This is a genomic window from Polaribacter sp. (genome assembly GCF_965656025.1).
In the GTDB taxonomy this organism is placed as follows: Bacteria; Bacteroidota; Bacteroidia; order Flavobacteriales; family Flavobacteriaceae; genus Polaribacter.
In genome coordinates this window covers 7,697-9,657 of the sequence record NZ_CBFHJT010000025.1, presented here as the reverse complement: position 1 = coordinate 9,657, position 1,961 = coordinate 7,697, and the positions used below count along the sequence as shown (strand labels likewise).

Genomic DNA, 1,961 nt, shown 5'->3' with positions numbered 1-1,961 from the left:
TATGGTAGATTTTACTACGTAAACCCCTGTTTTTGGTATTAGTTTATAATCTTCTTCTATGTTGATATTTGCAGTTGGATACCCAATTTTACCACCCAATTTTTTACCATTTACAACAATGCCATTCAGCATAAAATGATAACCTAAATAGTTGTTCGCTGTTTTTAAATTACCATCATGCAAAGCACGTCTAATTTTTGTGGAGCTTACAGAAACATCATCTATATCTTGTGCAGGTATTTCTTCTACTGTAAAATCGTATAGATGGCTATATTCTGTTAGTTGCTGTATGTTTCCTTCTCTGTTTTTTCCAAAATGATGATCGTAACCAATAATTAATTTTGATATATTAAATTTATTTACCAAAATATCTCTCACAAATTCTAAAGCAGTAGTTCTAGAAAATTCTCTACTAAAAGGATGAATAATTAAATAATCTAATCCTGTTTTTTGCAATAATTTTTCGCGTTCGCTAATGGTGTTTATCAATTCTATAGAAGCATCTTTTTGCAACACCATTCTTGGATGTGGAAAAAACGTAAGCAACACAGATTTTTTACCCGCTTTTTTGGTTTCTGTTATCAGTTTTTCTAATATTTTTTGATGCCCAAAATGTACACCATCAAAAGTACCAATAGTAACAAATGTTTTTTCTTCGGGTGTAAAGTTAGAAATATCAATAATTGTTTTCAAAAAAAGCGTCTTTTCTAGTTACAAATGTACAACAGAAATTACTTATAATTTAGGCTTTTGGATGTATAATTAATCCTCATTACCTGAAAATAAGTGGTGTTTTTTTGTTAAAACCATAAAATAAGATGTGTAATAATCAATAATTCAAAAAAAATTGTATTTTGCATACTAGTTAACAAATTAATTCAAATTATGATAAAAAAGATTTTACTACTTGCATTTATAGCTTTTAGTAGCTTTGCAATGGTTGCACAAACCACTGTAACAGGTACAGTTACAGATGCTAAGACCGGAGAAACACTTCCAGGAGCAAACATTAAAGTTGAAAATAAGGCTGTAGGTACAACTACAGATTTTGATGGAAATTTTGTTTTAAAAGTAACGGACAACCCGCCTTTTACGCTAGAAGTTTCTGTTTTGGGTTACAAAATGGAAAAAGTTGAAATTACAAAAAGCAATCAAAAAATTGCTGTAAAACTAACAGAAAACGAAACCTCGTTAGACGAAATTGTGGTTTCTGCATCTAGAACTCCAGAACGTATAATGGAGTCTCCAGTAACTGTAGAAAGAATGGATGCTAGAGCTATTAAAAACACTTCTGCACCTTCTTTTTACGATGGTTTAGAAAACTTAAAAGGAGTAGATGTTAATACCAACAGTTTAACATTTAAATCTGTAAATACACGTGGTTTTGCTACGTTTGCCAACACGCGTTTTATGCAATTGGTAGATGGTATGGATAACTCTTCACCAGCACTAAACTTTGCTATTGGTAACCTTTTAGGGATGTCTGAATTAGACGTAAATACAGTAGAGTTATTACCAGGAGCATCTTCAGCATTATATGGTGCAAACGCTTTTAATGGTATTATGTTTATGACAAGTAGAAGTCCTTTTAATGACCAAGGAATTAGCGTTTCTTTAAAAGGAGGAGTGACTACACAAGAAGCTGCAGGAACCAACGAATATTATGATTTTAATATTAGAATGGCGTATGCTTTTTCAGAAAAATTTGCTGCAAAAGCAACACTTTCTTACTTAAAAGGTACAGAGTGGTTTGCAACTGATGAAAGAAATACGAGAAATGGTGAATATGCTGCAGGAGATAGGTCTTTAAACGATTATGATGGTTTAAATGTATATGGTGATGAGGTTGCAACAGACCTTGGAGGCGCAGTTGGTAGAGTAAGTAGAACAGGTTACAGAGAAGTAGATTTAATGAAAGATTATGAAGCAAAAAGTGTAAAATTAAACACGGCTTTACATTA

General features: G+C 31.9%; 2 protein-coding genes. One reads left to right on the top strand and one right to left on the bottom strand.

The features are described from left to right. Nucleotides 1-693: bifunctional riboflavin kinase/FMN adenylyltransferase (ribF, locus tag ACTG3S_RS06545; protein WP_439128561.1), on the bottom strand; the 693-nt coding region annotated here is incomplete at its 3' end. Nucleotides 694-885: 192 nt separating this feature from the next. Between ribF and ACTG3S_RS06540 the strand changes: the two genes are divergently transcribed. Beyond that, a partial coding sequence (locus tag ACTG3S_RS06540) for a carboxypeptidase-like regulatory domain-containing protein (RefSeq protein ID WP_439128560.1) occupies nt 886-1,961 on the top strand: 1,076 nt, incomplete at its 3' end.